We start from the raw sequence: 18838 nt of genomic DNA on the forward strand, positions 1-18838 counted from the left end.
AAATATGAGCAGCCAAATGCTATTAGATTATAAAAGCATTTTAGAAAATAATAAAACTGAATTATTGGAGGGATTAAACACTTATTGTACATCAGATAGTACTATAAATAACTATATTGAAAAAATCAAATTTATATATAGTGAAAAACTAGATAATGTAAAACCATATATCATGGTTTATGGTATTTTTAATGCTGGTAAAAGTAGTATTATAAATGAATTACTAGGTAGAGATGCAGCTACTGTTAATGATAAACCAGAAACTGACTCTATTAATGAGTATGAGTGGAATGGCTATACCATAGCAGATACACCAGGAGTGGGTGCGCCAATCGAACATCAAAATGTTACGAATGAGCATTTAAGAAAAGCTGATATAGTTTTATTTGTAATGTCATCTACTGGATCTACTGAAAAGGATGAGAATTATAAATGTTTAAAACGAATCATTGATTTGGGCAAAAAAGCTATTATTATTTTGAATGATAAAAATGGCGATATGGGAACAAACGATGAAGCATTAGAACAAATTGTTTCTAAAGTTAAATATAATATGAAATCCAATGGTATTAATAGTGAAGATTTTATTATCATTACCGTTAATGCTCAGCGTGCTAAATCTGGTCGCATTAAGGGAAAAGAAGCATTTATTAAAAAAAGTAATATTATTGAGTTGAAGCATGTTATTTTATCTGAGCTAAGAAAAACGAATAATTATTTTGTTATTAATAATGCTGTTCTGGACATATTAAATCAACTGAGTTCTTTACAAAGCTATATTGAAAGATATAACAATGAATCTGAGCTTATCTCTTTAAATGATCTTTTAAATCAAATTAGAAGTACTAAAAATTCACTAAAAAATAATATGCGTGAATTTATTAAAGTACAAATCAATAAATTACTTCCTGTAGTTGAATCTGATATTTGGGAACATAGAGAAAATGAAAACCAAGTTAGTGAGATTATCAATAAGCATTTAGAAAATTTGTCTATAATGATTTCAAAAGAACTTCAAGAAGAAATTTATGATGCTAATGAGAATATTTTTGAAGACATTAGTAATGTCATTAGAGAATTGGAAGACAAAATTAAAACATTTGAAATAGATAGCAAACATTCAGATTTTGTTATGCCAAATAAAAATGAAGTAAATGTACTTGATAGCAGTACAGAATTGGCTAATTTGCGTGAAATGTTAAATACTAGTCAGCAGCTTTTAGAATCGTTCAATAAGGATAAATCTATAATTCCTATAGTTGCGACCGGTTTAGGTCTACAGGCTGTTGAGGTAACTGGTGTTGTAGAAGCTGGTACAGCTATAGCTGCTGCATTGGCGAAAACTTCTTTGGGTACTGCAATACTTTCTACTAGTGTAGGTGGCGCATTAGCTTCAGCTGGAACGGTAGTAGCTACTACTCTCTCTACAGTAGCCCCATATTTAGCTCCAATACTTGTTATAGGGGGCTTATTCGCAAAATTACTTGGCAGTGGAAAAAGTGAAAAAGAACTTCAAGCAGAAATTGATGCAAAAAATGAAGCAGAAAGACGATTTCAACAAGCTTTAAAAGAGGCAAGAGTGGAACTTCATTCTAAGTTAGAATATGCATTTGATAATATATCTACAGAAATTCAAAAAGAAATTACCCAAGTAATTGATGATGTGATTGGCAATTATGAAAAAATTTATGGCAATAAACTTGCTTTATCTAAAAATACAAAAGAACAATATGATGGGGTTACTTCTGTCATTCAAAATGTATATAATAGATATGAACAGTTGAGTGTTTCTTTGAGAGCCAATAATTAAGAGGTAATTAATGTGTCCAAACGATATCAAGTAAAATTCAGAGTTAAATCAGATCCAAACTCAACATCTCGTAATAGTGTAAATAGTACAATGGTAACTGCATCGACTATGTGTGATGCCAGAAATCAAGTTAAAGCTCGATATGCGAATAGTTTACATGGTGTTGAAATTATATCTGTAGTGGAAAAGTAAGTATATTATGGCAAAATTCTACCCAACAATTGTACATAGTTTTCATGGTAGCGAAGGAGAGCGTCTCGTTTATGAGGCGCTCTCTACATTGAGTAATGAATATGTTATCTTTCACTCTTATCGCTGGTTAGGTGAGCTAAACCAACGAAGAAGTGAAGGAGAAGCAGATTTTGTTATTTTACATCCCAAAAAAGGCATCCTATCTATAGAAGTGAAGGCCGGTGGGATTTCCTATCGCAATGGAAATTGGATACAAACAAATCGAAATACAAAAGAAGAAAAAATAATAGATCCCTTAGGACAGGCTGCAGAAAGTCAGTTTCGTATACAGAATTATTTAAGAAAACACTGTAAAGTACAATTGCCTGTTATAGGTCGTGCTGCATGGTTCCCTTCTGTAGCCATTCATGATAAAATACGTCTGCCGCTGGAAGCTAATCAAGATGTTATTTTAGATGTAGAGTGTTTAACTAATCCTGTAAAATCGTTAGATAGGGCTTTCACATATTGGAAAGATAATTTAGGCTATCGTTATGGTGAATTATCTAATCATGAATTTCAGCAAGTTGTGAATACATTGATGCCAACCTTTGATATTGTTGAATCGGTTGCTAGCACAGCGTTAGTAACTACTCGAAACTATATTCAGATGACCAAGCAACAAGCTTCGATTTTAGAGTTCCTTCGTGAGCAACCGACAGCTGTTATTCATGGCCCTGCTGGTACGGGAAAAACCATGCTTGCTATTGAAAAAGCAAAGATGTTGGCTGCTGAAGGCAAGTCCGTCTTATACTTATGCTTTAATGAATTTTTATTAGCTTATGTTAAGGAATACTATGCGACTGAACATATAACATTCCACAACATTCGATCATTGGCAGAAGAGTTGATGCCAGAATCTAACTATGATATTAGTGAAATTATTCCTCGATTTAGAGAGTATTTTCAACAGGACTATGATGATACTGCATGGTCTTATCAGCATGTGGTTATTGATGAAGGTCAAGATATACCAGCGGATATTTTAGAGCACATTTCTATATTGGTAGATATGTTAGATGGACATTATTATGTATTCTACGATAAAAATCAATATATTATGATGCATCAATCAACGCATTGGTTAGATACTTATGGTGACTGTCGCCTCGTTTTATATAAAAATTGCCGAAATACAGCGGATATTGCACGTACTGTTGGGACTACGGTGGATTCCATTAAGAAAGATGTTTATATTAATGAGCTAGCCGGAATTAAGCCTGTTGGGTGTTTTTATGAAAATATCAATGAACTACAGAGTATTGTGAGAAATTTTGTTTCTCGCATGATGCAAGATAAATTAAAGTACGAGGATATTGTTATTCTCACAACTACGAGTGTGAAAAACAGTATGCTTCATGTAGATATGGATATTAATAGTGTACCTATTAGTATAGAGCCTAAGAAGAACCATGTGTTATTTACATCAGTGCGTAAATTTAAAGACCTTGAGGCTAAGGCTGTACTCCTCATTGATGTGGTTGTGAATAAATTAGATGATGAATTACACAAACGCCTTGTCTATGTAGGGGCGTCTCGTGCTAATACGTATTTACAATTAGCTTTTTACGATTCTGTTCATGATGAAGCATATTCTCGTGTAATTCAAGCGCTTACAGGTGAGAATAATCCTAATAGCGGCAAGAACGAGTTGTTAGAGGTATTTGGATTAGATCCTCTTTAGGATTCTACTTATACTTCTAAAGCTATTTGTTCATAATATTTTATATGTAATAAATTATATAATAAATGCGTCAAATTTACCTCATTGCCTCCTGTATACTATAAGTATAGCTTGATTGTCATACTTTATTGTCATACAGGAGGTATTTATGTTTTTGATGAAAGATAGCAAAAATAATGTGTATTCAAAATATCAACTTGCTAAATTGAAATATTTAATTTCGCCTAAAGGTTTTTCTGTTGTTGATTTTTTCTATATAGCTCTTGGTACTTTGGTTTTAACCTTGGTTTATAATCTTTGGCATTTACATACAGCATTAAATATGGCTACAATTATTTTAGACCTTGTATATATTGTGTATACCTCATATATATTGTATATATTTAGATTTCTACAATTAGATTCACAAAAGAAACATAAGGTGATAGAACGCCAATTTGTAACATATGCGATTCCTATACTCGTGATTGGTATAGGATTAGTTTTATATAGTGTTCATCAAGGTTGGAATGTATTGATAGATATTTTTAATTCATAAACCTTTGTAAATAGTTAGTAGTTAGTTTCCTGTTATTCATAGTTTTACAGAAAAATTTTTAAAAAACATAATTTTGTTGTTGACACACACGGATGCGTGTAATATAATAACATCATCAGGTGGTAACAACCACACAGAACAGATAGACTTAGGTTCTAACAGCAATTTTTATATAGTAAATTTGATGAATATATAGAATCTAGCTAATTTCATAGGTTGAACGTTCATGAACGATTCATAAGGTAGACACAAGCAGCAATCTTTAATTCTTATGGTTATCTAATTTGGGATGAGCCATTCGCCTTAGCGTTTGGTGTACATGAAATGGTGTCTAGTTGGCCTTAGCCCTACAGGGTTAGTAATTGTCTTGAACTCATATTTATAACCGCTCATGGTTATCTTAGTCATTTTATTATTAAAATTTCTTGTTGATAAACCGTGGCGGTTTTGTTATTTATGGAGGAATATACTATGAATACATTTATGAACGTATTAACAAACAATGAAAAAACGTATACTGAAAATGATTCTACTGCGTACCGTACATCTGGATCTGCGTTGTTGGATCTCAATTTCTCTGTACCGTCATTGCGTGATGCTGCCGTTCATCATTATAGAAAAACGACTGGTTACACTCGTTACCACGGTGAATGCCTAGATGCTGTTGATGCTTTGCGCCTATTTGTGAAAGCTTTCACAGAGGATCCTATGTATACCTTGAAATGGATGATGTATGTTCGTCATATTCATCTCGGTTTAGGGGAAAGAGACTTATTCCGCATGATTCTTACCAAATTAGGGGATATGCATCCTGATGTGGCGTTGCAGTTTATCATCGGTACTGAGTTGTGGAACTATGGTCGTTGGGATGATGTGTTGCGCATTTATTTTGATACTACTAGCGATGTATTGCGCGATGGCCTTGGCGAGGTTATTCGAAATCAACTTCGTCGTGATGTCCTTGGCGCTAGGTTGAATGATTCCATTAGCCTATTGGCGAAATGGATGCCATCTAATAACACCTCTTCTACACAAGCATGTTCTGAGGCGGCTCATTTACAAACTTTGCTCGGCCTTAGTCCTCGCGAATATCGCAAAACATTATCTATGTTACGTAAACATTTAGACTTAGTAGAGCGTAAAGTTTCTCTTAATCAGTGGAAAGCTATTGACTATAGCCATGTTCCATCTAAGGCGAACATTAAGTATCGCAACGCTTTCATCAAACATGATAAAGAGAGGCGTAGTGCTTATTTAAAATCCTTGAGAAGAAAGGATAATAAGATTAATGCTAGGTCTATGTTTTTGTATGACATTGTGCATGCGTATCTGGCAAATCGCGAGTATGGTTGGTTAAGTACTTACACTGTAGATGAAACATTAGAAGCTTTGTGGAGTGCTCAACCGGCCCCTGATATATATAATGAAATGCTTGTTATTCGTGATGGTTCTGGATCTATGTCTTGTCATATATCTGCTAATAGTAGTTTAACAGCTCAAGATATAGCAGACTCTATTACTTTGTACTGTGCCCAGCATAATCAAAGTGAAGCTTTCAAAAATAAATTCATTACCTTTAGTTCACAACCGCAAGTAGTAGATATTTCTAAATGTGAGACTTTAAAATCCAAACTACATCATTTGCATCGTCATGGTGATTGTAGCAATACTGATATTGAACAAACTTTTGATTTAATATTGGATACAGCTGTGAAAGCAAATGCGTTGCAAGAGGATTTACCTAAATGTATTCTGGTAATTTCAGATATGCAGTTCGATCAAGCTATAGCACATAGAAATAATGAAACGGTTATTGAAACTTGTCAGAATAAATTTATTAATGCAGGTTACACTATGCCACGTCTTATTTTTTGGAATGTTTCTAGCGTTGCACACAATACCATTCCTTTACAAAAACATCCAACAGGCGTCATTCTTGTATCGGGATTTTCACGACTTATTGTGGATATGGTTCTTAGTCAAGAGCTAGATCCGGAAAAAGCTCTCAAAGCTGAATTAGATAAAAAATTCAGCATTATAGATACTCTATTTGACACTCAAGCCATAGGGGCTTGAGTGTTTTTTATGTTTGCTGAATAGGCATGACTAATCCCCCAGTTCAACTGGGTGGAGATAAACATTTCCTATAAAAAGGAATGAACCTCCTAATGGTAAAAGGAAGTTGCTTTGACAACCATATTTAAAATATGACAAAGTACCTTTTAAAGATTGGAATTAAAAGAAAAATATATTTTGTCCTATAAGCTTTAAGGTGTATATTACGTATGAACAAATGTTGACGGGGGGGGGACAAAATGTATAATAAAATTATAAAATGGACCCGTCCTATAGTTATTAATGTGATACTTATAACTATAATAGCAAAGTGGGATAGTAATGAATAGTTATATAGTAGTGATAACTTGTTTTGAAATAGGCTGTTGCGACTTGAGGAGTATCGACTATGGTTATGTTATCATTAAAAATAGAGAACCAATTTTCTTTCTGATTTAGCTTGGTAACTTAATCATAAAGAAGATTGGTTCTCTTTTTATTAATTGAAAATAGTTTGCATAAACTATATTACATTACTATAAATTAATTATCATTATTATATTAATAGAATGAAAAGATTATTTAACAGTTAGTAATCTTTTACTCCGGGTCAAAAGTATTATTTTTAGAAAGGAGATTGAGTGATATATATATCACTTAAAGATTAGTTATGAATAAGATATATAAAGTTATTTGGAATAAAAATAAAAATTCTTATGATGTTGCTCCTGAAACAGCAAAAAATCAGGGAAAACAAAAATCGATAATGGTGAATACAGGAAAATTTTTGGCTAAATCTTTTATAGTTGCATTAGCTGTTAGTATAATAGGAATTCCCATAGATGAATCAAAAGCAACAATAGCGATAAACTCTAATGGACGTATATCAGTATATAAAACGAATTCAGCTGGAGAGTATGTGGACAAATATGGATATGCAACAACAAATCCTGATGAGTATGTTTTAATTGGGCGACAAGAGAACAATGCTGTTACAGTTAGTGGCAATATTAGAGGAACTTCATTAGCAACTGCAACAGGATATCGGTCGATTGCTATAGGAGAAAGTTCAAAGTCTAGTACTAACGATTCTTTGGCTATTGGTACATGGGCAGAAGCTGGTACAGATGGCGATGGTGCTATTGTTCCTAGCGCAACTGGTGCTGTTGCGATTGGATATAATTCAACTGCAAGTGCAATAGACGCGATTTCTTTAGGATCTTCAAGTAAGGCTGGTGGACAAAATTCCATATCATTAGGTTCTCAATCAGCTGCTAATGGAGTTGGTTCAATATCTCTAGGCTCAAATGCAAACATTCAAGGTAGCACTTTTAACGGGGCTAAGGCAAATGATTCTTTTTCCATAGCTTTAGGAAGTAACAGTTCGGCAACTGGAGCCAGTTCAATCAGTATTGGATATGCAGCGACTTCTAATTCACAAAGTACTACACAATTGAGTGGTTATACACAAGGAGCTACGTCAATTGGTTCGGCTTCATCTGCAATAGGCCGTCAATCCGTTGCTTTAGGTGCGGCTGCACAAGCAAAAGCAGAACAATCGACAGCTATTGGGAATGATACAGTTGCTTCTGGTTTTGGCTCTATTTCTATTGGAGGCGATGATACTGGGTATAGTGCAGACAAAGATAAATCTAAGGTAAATGATCCATATATCTATACTCAAACTACAGCTGTTGGTTATTTTAAGAAAAATTCTAGCAATCAGTTCAACTATGCGTATCGTCCATCTGTAGCTACTGGCGTTGGAGCGGTTACCATCGGTGTTCATAGCCAATCATTAAGTGATGGATCTACTGCAATTGGGGTATCCGCTACAGCTGGGGATGATGCAAATGGTGTACTTGATACTCCTATTGTTACAGCTGCAAAAGAAGCTACCGCAGTAGGTGCATTTGCTCGTGCAAAAAGTTTAAACTCTACGGCGGTTGGACATAATGCCACAGCTCAAAATATAAAATCGACTAGTATAGGCAATGATGCAACAGCGACTGGGATACAAGCTGTTGCTATTGGTAATGCAACATTGGCTTCTGGCACATCTTCTGCAGCTATTGGAGATAATGCCATTGCTTCTAATGAGAATGCGATTTCTATAGGTACTAATGCACAAGCAACTGCAAAAAACTCAATCTCAATCGGTACAGGAAATAAAGTAACTGGAGCTGGTTCTGGAGCTATTGGTGATCCTACTACTATTACCGGAACAAATTCTTATAGTTTAGGTAATGATAATACCATTCCAGATGATAACTCTACGATTGTTGGTAATAATAATGTATTATCTCAAGGAAATAGTGGAAATAGTACATCTGATAATTCTCATATTATGGGGAATAATGTCAAAGTTCGTGGAGAAGGTGCTATTGCGATTGGTAATGGTGTAGTTACTGGTGATGCAAACTATGAAACGGGTAATGGAGCAACGGAAAATGTAATTGCAATCGGTAATTCTTCGGTAGGAAATGGAGTTAGTACTTTGGCTATAGGCACATCTGCGAAGGCCTATGGGGAAAAAAGTATTGCTATCGGTGATAGTGCATTAAGTGCAAAAGACTCTGGAATGAAAGAAAATATAGCAATTGGTAGTGGTGCAAAGGTTAATAAAGGCTCTAATAGCATTGTATTAGGCACAGGGAGTTACTCGGATGCGACTAATGGTTCATCTATTGCTATTGGTTTCGGCGCTAATGTAACATCAGCCACTGTGTCAGATGGTATTGCTATTGGTTCGAATGCATCCGTTGCTAACACTAATGGTGGTGTGGCAATTGGTAAAAAAGCAATAACTACTAATTCTAATGGTGGCGAAGGATCTCCTATAGCAATTGGTGATAGTTCAGAAGCTACAGGAACTCAATCAATTGCGATTGGTTATAATACGAAAGCATTGCATAATCAGATTGGTGAAACTGTGATTGGATCTAATGCAAATGCTACTGCTAATTATGGAACTATTATAGGGTATGGTGCAAAAGGTTTAGGCAATCAAACTGATCAAACCGTAATAGGGCATAATGCGACTGCTTCAAATACTAGCCAATATGCAACTGTGATTGGTTCTGGTGCTACAGCAACTAGAGAGTATTCAACTGTAATTGGTACAAATGCAAGCTCTACGACTGATGGAGGAGTAGCTATTGGATCAAATAGCGTGTCTGATCGTCAAAACGGCGGTAATGGAGTGACAGATGTAACTAGAAATCCGTATATTCCTTCTACTGCAACTGAAGCACAGAAATCAGCAATCCAGTCCACTATTGGCACTACTGGTGCAGTTAGTGTTGGGTCTGATACTGTAAAACGCCAAATTATTAATGTAGCTGCAGGTTCTGCTGATTCGGATGCTGTTAATGTGGCACAATTAAAAGCTGCAGTATCTACTGTAAGTTCAGATACTACGGCAGCAAAGACAACGGTAACATCAAAGAATAACACCGTATCTATTATACCGAGCATAGAGCAAGATGGGCATACAAATTATGATTTATCTGTTAAGACAGACGGAGCAACTATCACAACAACTGATGGTACAACTTCAACGGCAGGAGTAACTGCATTGGTAACTCCAGGTAGTACAGTAACCATTGCTGGTGGTAAAAATATTTCGGTTGCTCAAACAAATAATGTTATTACTGTTAATACAGCAGATAATGTTGTTACAACTGATACAGATAAATACGTAACAGCAGGTACAGCAACATACAACCGAGATGGTAGCGGCACAGCCACATTAACTGGTACTAATGGGCTAACAGCGACAGTCACAGGTTTAAAAAATACTATAGTTACTAGTGGTACCGTATCTTATGATACAACTGGAGCAGGTACAGGTACGATTACTAACAATGACGGTACAACTGCTAGTATCACTGGTTTAGCTAATAATTACGTAGTATCTGCAACACCGTCTACCGATGGCAAAACAGTTACCTTAACTCGTAATGATGGTAGCGAGGTAGCTATTGACTTAACCAATACGATTACTAAGGTTACAGACACAGCAGCAACTAATGCGGCCAATAAAGATTTTAAATTAGTGAAAAATCCAAATAATGCGGCAGATGGTTCTTATTCTGTAGCAGCAGATGGAAGTGTAACGTTAACGGTAGCAAATAATGCTGGTGAGACACAGACTGTTACCATCAAAGATATTGCGTCTAAAACAGATGGGTTAACCTTTACTGGTAATTCTGGTAGTACAGGCTTAAAAGCATTAGGTTCCTCCATTGCAGTAACAGGTACCAATGGTATTACTACAACAGCTACTGAAGAGGGCATTACGATTAATGGATCCGGTTTAGCCGATACGAATTTGTCTAACATTACCAATGCAGGGAACACAGTCATCAGTAATATTGCTAATAAATCAGTAGCGATTACAAAGGGTACGAATGTATCGAGCGTGGAAAGTCAAACTGTGAAGAATGCAGATGGCACATCTACAACGACGTATACCATTAATGCAGATGGCACAACTGTATCTGGTTCTGAGGCTGTAACAGTGACACCTGGTGTTAAAAATACGAATAATGTAACTGATTATAAAGTGGATTTGAGTCAATCCTCGAAAGATAGCTTGACAAAAGCTGACACAGCGATTCAAGAAATAAAAACTCAAATCGATGGTACTGATGTAAAAACAGTAACAAAAACAGATAATGCAGTTAACTTTATTACTGGAGATAATATTGAATTAACACCAGAGCATGGTGGCATTAAAGTAGCGTTAGCAAAAGATTTAACTGGTTTAAATAGTGTGATGTCCAAAACTATTACAGGTGGTACTGTTGTTATTGGATCTGGTAGTAATACAACGACATTGACAAGTAATGCAGATGGATTAGATGTAGGTGGTGACAAAATCACCAACGTGGCACCAGGTGTAGCCGGTACTGATGCTGTGAATGTAAAACAATTGAATACTACGGTGGCAACAGCTAAAACAGAGGTAAAAGCTGGTGATAATGTAAATGTTGTGAAAACAGCTGGTTCAGCTGGCAATGATATATATACAGTTAGTGCAGATTTAAGTGGTTTAGGTACCATGAGTAGTTTTACAGCTACAAGTAATGGCTCAACTGATGCTATTAAATCGGGCAGTATCCAAGATACTGATGTAGTAAACTTTGTGAATGGTACTAATACAACGGCTGATACGACTGTGAAAGCAGATGGCTCTGGCATTGATGTAACGTACAATTTAAATAAAGATTTAACAGGTATTACATCGATTTCCAATGGCGGCACGAAAATTACAGTAGGCGATACAACAAGTCCGACAAGTAATACGGTCAACTTTGGTGGCGCTACGATTACTAATGTGACACCAGGTATCAATCCTGGTGATGTAGCTACAGTAGGTCAGTTGTCTAAAGTAGCAGCAGGTACGAATGTAGTTAATGTGACGACAACAGAAGATTCAGAAACAAAAGCCACAATATATACGGTTAATGCAAAAGGTACAACCGCATCTGCTGGTAGTACAGCGGTTACAGTAAAAGCAGGTATTGCAGATACTAATAATGTAACTGATTATAAAGTGGATTTGAGTCAAGCCTCGAAAGACAGTTTGATGAAAGCTGATACAGCGATTCAAGAAATAAAAACTCAAATCGATGGTACTGATGTGAAAACATTAACAAAAGATAATAATAGTGCTAATTTTGTATCTGGTCATAACATCGAATTAACATCTGACAATGGTGCTATTAAAATTGCTACCACAGCTAATGCATCGTATACAACAGTCACAGCAGGTAATACAACAAATAATACCACTATTTCTGGTGACTCCATTATGTTTAAAAATGGTGATACTACCAATACCATCACGATTAAAGAAGGCGATAGAAATGTAAATGGAGACATTATTAATCGAGTGACATATACGACTACTAATCCTGATGGTTCTACGCACACTCAACAAGGTGCTACGTTGGAAGATGGTTTATTGTTCGGTGGCGATGATAATGCGACTAACACAGTAACGAGAAAATTAAATCAACAATTAAACATCTTAGGCGGTGCTACCGATGTGACAAAGAATAATATCGGTGTGAAGTACAACGATGAAAATTCTTTGATTGTTCAGTTAGCGAAAAATATTAACTTAGGCAATGATGGATCTGTTACAACCGGAAATACTGTTGTTAATAATGGCGGTGTCACAGTAAAAGATGGTAACAGCACAATTACATTATCCCAAACTGGTTTAACTACAACAGATGGCAATAAAACGGTAAGTGTTACATCAGGTGGCTTAAATAACGGTGGTAATACCATTACTAATGTAGCGTCTGGTAATGTTACTAACACAGATGCAGATAATACCAATGCAGCAAATATTGGTGATGTGAAAGCTGCGGTTCAAAAAGCTGGTGATACTATTGTCAAGACTGGTACAAAATACCAAGGTGATAATACAGCAGTAACAGTTACACGCGAGTTAGGTGAAACTTTAAGTGTTGTTGGTGGTGCTACAGGTACATTATCTGATAATAATATTGGTGTTACTGGCGATGCAAATGGTTCTTTAAAACTTCAATTAGCTAAAGATATTACTGGCTTAACTAGTGTAACGACAACTGATGCAGCGGGTAATACGAATGTAATGAATGGCGCAGGTAATACAATTGCGAATGCGGTAGGTGATAAAACAGAAGTAACAGCCGGTAACATTACGACAACTAATGCAGCAGGTGATACGAATGTAATGAATGGCGCAGGTAACACAATTACGAATGCGGCAGGTGATAAAACAGAAGTAACAGCTGGTAACATTACGACAACTGATACAGCGGGTAATAAAACGACAATTAATGGTGACACTATTACAACAAAAAATGCAGCTGGCAATACGACAATTGTCAATGGTGCAGGTGTGACGATTAAAAATGGTGTTAATGATGTTACATTAACTAAAGATGGCCTTAATAATGGTAATAACCAAATTACTAATGTAGCTAGTGGTGGAGATACTAATACAAATGCGGCTAATATAGGTGATGTAAAACGTATTGCTGGTGATACAGTAACTAATGAATTGGCTAAGAAAACATTTGGTTTAACGGCTGATGATGGTAATAGTGCTACTAATACCTTTGATAAAACAGTCGGTCTTAAAGGTGATGGACAAAACATTTCCACATCTGTTAATGGTACTGATGTAATTGTTACAATGGGAAAAGATTTAGCAGTTAACACAATTACAGCTGGTAAAGCAGGTGCTAATGGTACTGATGGTACTGTTGCTGTTAATGGTAAAGATGGATCTAGTGTTGTATTAAATGGCAAAAATGGTTCTATTGGTTTAGCTGGTTCTGACGGTAAAACAACAACGATTTCTACTGGATCTGATGATGTTGGAGTCAATGGTGATAATGGTACAAGCCGTATTATTTATACCGATAAAGATGGTAGTTCACAAAAAGTGGCGACTATGAATGATGGCATTAAATATGCTGGTGATATTGGTACAGTATCTACTAAATTGAACAAAACAACTAAAATTGTTGGTGAAAGTGCTGGTAAAGCGTTAACTGATAGTAATATCGGCGTTGTAGCAACACAAGATGGTGATAATGCTAAGCTTGTTGTGAAATTAGCCAAAGAATTAACAGGCCTTGATTCTGTGTCGGCGAATACTTTCACAGCAGGTGATACAACTGTATCTACAGATGGTATAACTATCAATAATGGTCCTTCTGTCACTAAAACAGGTATTGATGCCGGTGGACAAACAATTACTAATGTGGCGGCTGGTGTGAATGGTAATGATGCTGTTAACGTAAATCAATTAAATGAGGCCGTGAAGAATAGTAAGGGTTCTTGGAAAATTGATAATAATGGTTCCAATGTAAAAGAAATCAATAGTGACGCAAATTCTGTTGATTTTGTAAATGGTAATAATACGACAGTATCTGTCACTGGCACATCAACTGGAGCAAAAGTAAAAGTTGATTTAGCTAATAAAGTAACTATTGGTGATACTACTAATGGTGCACCCGTTACTATTAATGGTAATACTGGTACAGTTAGTGGCTTAACTAACAAAACGATTAACTATGAAGGATTCGCAGATGGTTCTGGTAGATCTGCTACGGAAGAACAAGTAGTGGAAGCAGCAAATGTAATCCAACAAAATGTGAATCGTCAAATTGATGGAGTGCGTGGTGCAGTTGCAGACGCTGGTGCTAATGCAGCGGCAATGGCAGCGTTAAAACCAATGCAATATGATCCAATGGAACCAACACAAGTGATGATTGGTGCTGGCGGATATAAAGGCTCTCATGCGGTAGCAATGGGTGTGGCACATTATAAAAATGAATCTACAATGTTCCATGCTGGTGTATCTGTAGGCGCTCATGACAATATGTATAATGTTGGTGTCACTTGGAAATTCGGTTCTCGTGATGAAGAAACTGCGATTCCTGATCGTTACAAAGCGGGCCCAATTAGTTCTGTCTATGTAATGCAAGACGAAATGTCTGCAGTGAAAGCTCAAAATGCCTTATTGTTATCTGAAAATAAAGTACAAAAGGATAAATTGGCAGAACAAGACTCTAAATTAGCTACACAAGAAGATCGTATTGAAAAATTGCAAATGCAAATTGATGCATTAATGGCTAAATTGGGTATGTAAGAGAGGAGTGACATAGATATGAAACAATATACAGTATTAGTAACAGCTATATTACTTTCATTATGTATGCCAACTGCCATGGCTGAACGTGATGTATTGTTAGAAGCCAACCCTGCTACGGCAGTGGTTGGTACTAACGATTACTTGATGCAAGCTGTGCGACCTGAAACGGCAGACATGATTCACCAATTTGCACAGCAATGGTCGAATGCAAGAGCGGCGGTAGCTTTAGCTGAAAGTCATCGTCAATCTGGCGAACTGACAAAAGAGGATTTAGCTTGGCTAGAAATTACAAAGGAAGATAAGATGAAGAATCATCGTCATTCCTATGCAGCCTTGTTAGAAAATCATTTGTTAGGTCGTGTTCATTTCTACGAACGATCCCATAATTGGAATGGTGAGAATGAAAATGACAATGAATACCGCTACTTCACATATCCAGGCGCACATAATCAAGGTACCGATAAGTATACCAATAGCTATGGCTTTAATGTATTACGTACTATGGCTGATACCATGAGTAATTCCATATATGAAGTGGAGCAAAGTGGTCTAGTAGGAGCAGACTTTGTTAATGAAGTAGAAACACGGATGATTTCGATTATGGAAAAAACACAATCCACTGTGCAAAACGATGAATTGCGTTACTATGTCAATCAGACCGTTTGGTTTGCGACGAAACAAACAATAAAAGAACGGATGAATCGAGAACCATCTACACCAGTTAATAAAGAAGTCAATTTAAAGAGAGACATACAAAAATAATATTTAATTTTTTCTTTTGAGTGGCTGTAACAAAATAGAAAATAGGACGGATTGATCCCGTCCTATTTTTTATTTCTCCTTGATGTAGTGTATAATAAGAGCGGTTATTATGTTAACCAATAAAGGGATTAGAAAAGCGCCTATTGAGGTAGGCACTTTCTTATATAGAAAATATGAATGATAAGAAGGAGTATCAACATGTCAATTAGCACAGAAATCACAAAATCTTCAGAGATGAAGTTTGATGGTAAATTAATTAAGGTAACCTATGATATTGCCGATGTAAACGGCAATGATGCATGGCGCGAAGTAGTGCATCATCCGGGTGCTACTGCTATTGTGGCTGTTACAGAAGATAATAAAATCGTTATGGAACGACAATTTCGTTATGCCTTGCATCAACCATTATTGGAAATTCCTGCAGGTAAACTCGATATTGGTGAAAATCCATTAGAGTGTGCTAAACGGGAACTTGCGGAAGAAACTGGTTATCGTGCTACTGAATGGACACCATTAGGGGTGATTGCTACTAGTCCTGGATTTTGTAATGAAACATTACATCTCTATTTAGCAACAGGTCTTACCATGGGAGAAACCAATTGGGATCCAGATGAATATGTAGAATTAGAGTATTATACATTGGATGAACTGATGGATGCTTTCAAAAATGAAAGTATTAAAGATAGTAAATCTTTAGCTGCCATCATGCTTGCATTGCCATATCTCAAATCCGTAAAAGCGTAGCTGCAAAGCATATCTTTGTGGGAATGTGTTATAATATTTGGCATTTTAAAAAATATTTTGATAGAAATATAAATTTTCTGTTGACACTTGTCTAGGATTCCGATATAATAACAAATGTTCCGAGATGCCGGAGTGGCGGAATGGCAGACGCACTTGACTCAAAATCAAGCGGGTAACACCGTGTGGGTTCAAGTCCCACCTCCGGCACCAAATATAAGCGTTATGCTTACAAGGGTGATAAGATTAATTCTTATCACCTTTTTTGTTTTTTAGGATTTTAGGATTTTTACAGTCACTATGGATTTATATGTAGCAGTAAATGAAAACGTAGCTATTATAGTGTGAATCATGTTATGACTGCGCAGTTCATTAAAATTTAGTATAATAGTAAGATAAATTATGTAGTGAGGCATAGTATGAAATTAGGTACCGATATTATTGAAATACATCGTATTCAGCGAGCCATAGAAAAATCCGATACATTTCTTAAACGTGTATTTACACCTGCTGAAATTGAGTATTGTGAAAGCAAGAAGAAAGGGCGGTTTCAGTCTTATGCAGGTATGTATGCTGCTAAAGAAGCAGTATTAAAAGCTTTAGGTACAGGACTTAGATATGGGTCTTGGCAAGACATAGAAATTACTCACACTGCATTAGGCGCACCTGTAGTCACACTGCGTTCCACATTTTTAGATATTATGAAACAACAACAGTTACAGGATATTATTATTTCTATTAGCCATTGTGAACGCTATGCGATGAGTACCGTGATTATAAAGGGAGAATGACATGCATGTATTAACAAGAGAAGCATCTCAGTATATAGATGAATATGTGCCATCACATTTTTATATACCGTTAGCTTTATTAATGGAAAATGCGGGCCGCGGTATAGCAGATGCAATTTTTCAAGCGGAACAACAATGCATTGGTGAAGGCAGGCTAGATAAACGCGTATTATGTATTTGTGGGGTTGGCAATAATGGCGGTGATGGATTAGTAGCAGCACGTCATTTAAAAGAATTAGGTATTCCTGTTAGCATTGCTATTGTAGGCGATACAAAACGAGGCAGTGCGTTGTTTAAACAACAATTAGATATTGTCAGATCTATTAATATAGATATTGTTGATTTTTACGATTTTGATGATTGGTCACAAGTAGCGGTTGTCGTAGAAGGTTTAATGGGGACTGGTTTTACGGGTTCTATACGAGAACCGATGGCAGATGTATTACATCGTATCGATGTGGAAAAGACACAATACGATTTTGATTTATGGGCTATTGATGTTCCAGCAGGTACCGATGCCACTACAGGACAAGTATCACCTCATACATTAGCCTATGATTATTGTGTCACCTTTGGTGCTATCAAAGAAGGATTATTACTATATCCTGGAAAGGAAATGGCAGGCACCGTTATAGTAGCTCCTTTAGGTATTGACTGGCGCATAGCTCTAAACAATGCTCCTTTTGATACACAGCATTTTACATTGGATAGAGAACTAGTAGAAACCATTTTGCATGACCGTTCTCCATTGGCTCATAAAGGTGTTAATGGTAGTACTTTGATTATTGGTGGTTCTAAACATATGATTGGAGCCCCTATTATTAGTGCTGAAGCATCTGTACATACTGGAGCAGGCAAGGTATCTTTGTCCGTACCTGTAGAGGTACAGACAAGTGTACAGGCAAAGGTGATTCCGGAAGTAATGGTTCAATCTCATAATGAGGAAATTAATTATGATATGTATGATGCATTGGCTATTGGACCTGGTTTAGGCCGCACCGAGGATGTGAATCGTTTAGTTAATCATATTATAGGGGAAAGAAAAGGCCCGATTATTATCGATGCAGATGGTTTATATGCACTAGGGACTATTGGTTCTGTAAGTAAGGATGTTGATTCTATTATCCATTATGAAGGTACTAGGAGATTTAACCATTGTATTATGACACCACATATAGGTGAATTTGGTCGTTTAATCGGAAAATCTAGTTCTTTTATTGAGAAACATTATATTGCTCTTGCATCTGCTTTTAGCAAAGCTCATGATGTAGTGCTTGTTTTAAAGGGCATTCCTACCGTAGTGGCTTTACCAAATGGACAGATTTATATAAATACTCTTGGCAATGCAGGTATGGGCACTGGCGGTATGGGTGATGCGTTAACAGGTATTATTACGGCCTTTGTCAGTCAAGGGTATTCATTATTAGATGCCTCATTATTAGGTGTTTATGTGCATAGCCGCAGTGCTGATATACTCAGTGAAGATAAAACATGGGGCTATACACCTAGTGATGTTAGCTTACATATTGGTGCTGTTATTAAAGAAATTTTGGAAGGGTAA

10 protein-coding genes and 1 tRNA gene are annotated in these 18838 nt (G+C 36.2%); all 11 read left to right on the plus strand.

Annotated features, from left to right (window positions below):
- Nucleotides 1-4 precede the first annotated feature (4 nt).
- The 11 genes from EO120_RS00415 to EO120_RS00465 all read left to right on the plus strand — a co-directional run bounded on the left by EO120_RS00415 (nucleotide 5) and on the right by EO120_RS00465 (nucleotide 18838).
- Nucleotides 5-1810, plus strand: a complete 1806-nt coding sequence (locus EO120_RS00415; RefSeq protein ID WP_127133533.1) for a GTPase — start codon at nucleotides 5-7, stop codon at nucleotides 1808-1810.
- Nucleotides 1811-1822: 12 nt separating this feature from the next.
- Nucleotides 1823-2002 carry a hypothetical protein gene (locus EO120_RS00420; RefSeq protein ID WP_127133534.1) on the plus strand — a complete coding sequence of 60 codons (180 nt, stop codon included), beginning with the start codon at nucleotides 1823-1825 and terminating at the stop codon, nucleotides 2000-2002.
- A 7-nt stretch (nucleotides 2003-2009) separates the two neighbouring features.
- Nucleotides 2010-3725 (plus strand): nuclease-related domain-containing DEAD/DEAH box helicase, encoded by a 1716-nt coding sequence (locus EO120_RS00425; protein ID WP_127133535.1) that lies wholly within the window; start codon nucleotides 2010-2012, stop codon nucleotides 3723-3725.
- A 148-nt stretch (nucleotides 3726-3873) separates the two neighbouring features.
- Nucleotides 3874-4263 carry a hypothetical protein gene (locus tag EO120_RS00430; RefSeq protein WP_127133536.1) on the plus strand — a complete coding sequence of 130 codons (390 nt, stop codon included), beginning with the start codon at nucleotides 3874-3876 and terminating at the stop codon, nucleotides 4261-4263.
- A 471-nt stretch (nucleotides 4264-4734) separates the two neighbouring features.
- Entirely contained in the window at nucleotides 4735-6339 is a 1605-nt protein-coding gene (locus tag EO120_RS00435; protein WP_127133537.1) for a DUF2828 family protein, read from the plus strand.
- A 649-nt stretch (nucleotides 6340-6988) separates the two neighbouring features.
- Nucleotides 6989-14980: a YadA-like family protein gene (locus EO120_RS00440; RefSeq protein WP_127133538.1), complete on the plus strand. Its 7992-nt coding sequence runs from the start codon at nucleotides 6989-6991 to the stop codon at nucleotides 14978-14980.
- A gap of 18 nt (nucleotides 14981-14998) precedes the next feature.
- Entirely contained in the window at nucleotides 14999-15745 is a 747-nt protein-coding gene (locus EO120_RS00445; protein ID WP_127133539.1) for a hypothetical protein, read from the plus strand.
- A 198-nt stretch (nucleotides 15746-15943) separates the two neighbouring features.
- Complete coding sequence (locus EO120_RS00450; RefSeq protein WP_127133540.1) at nucleotides 15944-16489, plus strand: NUDIX hydrolase; 546 nt, start codon at nucleotides 15944-15946, stop codon at nucleotides 16487-16489.
- Between the two features lie 126 nt (nucleotides 16490-16615).
- Nucleotides 16616-16699: transfer RNA gene (locus tag EO120_RS00455), tRNA-Leu, on the plus strand.
- A 206-nt stretch (nucleotides 16700-16905) separates the two neighbouring features.
- The gene (gene acpS, locus EO120_RS00460; RefSeq protein WP_127133541.1) at nucleotides 16906-17277 is read left to right on the plus strand and encodes a holo-ACP synthase; all 372 of its coding nucleotides are present in this window, start codon (nucleotides 16906-16908) and stop codon (nucleotides 17275-17277) included.
- A gap of 1 nt (nucleotide 17278) precedes the next feature.
- Entirely contained in the window at nucleotides 17279-18838 is a 1560-nt protein-coding gene (locus EO120_RS00465) for an NAD(P)H-hydrate dehydratase (protein WP_127133542.1), read from the plus strand.

The sequence above is a fragment of the Veillonella caviae genome (assembly GCF_003992125.1).
Taxonomy (GTDB): Bacteria; Bacillota; Negativicutes; order Veillonellales; family Veillonellaceae; genus Veillonella; species Veillonella caviae.